1 rRNA gene is annotated in these 372 nt (G+C 51.6%); it reads left to right on the top strand.

Annotation, left to right across the window (positions count from 1 at the left end):
* Positions 1–372 (top strand): 16S ribosomal RNA (locus tag ACWP87_RS13855); the annotation flags it as partial.

The following is a 372-nucleotide window of genomic DNA, read 5'->3' as shown; positions in this document are numbered from 1 at the left end:
AAACTTGAGTGCAGAAGAGGACAGTGGAACTCCATGTGTAGCGGTGAAATGCGTAGATATATGGAAGAACACCAGTGGCGAAGGCGGCTGTCTGGTCTGTAACTGACGCTGAGGCTCGAAAGCATGGGTAGCGAACAGGATTAGATACCCTGGTAGTCCATGCCGTAAACGATGAATGCTAGGTGTTGGAGGGTTTCCGCCCTTCAGTGCCGCAGCTAACGCATTAAGCATTCCGCCTGGGGAGTACGACCGCAAGGTTGAAACTCAAAGGAATTGACGGGGGCCCGCACAAGCGGTGGAGCATGTGGTTTAATTCGAAGCAACGCGAAGAACCTTACCAGGTCTTGACATCTTTTGATCACCTGAGAGATC

This window comes from Lacticaseibacillus sp. 22 (genome assembly GCF_055413445.1).
The sequence above is the reverse complement of the archived record's forward strand: the minus strand, read 5'-3'. Positions and strand labels throughout refer to the sequence as shown.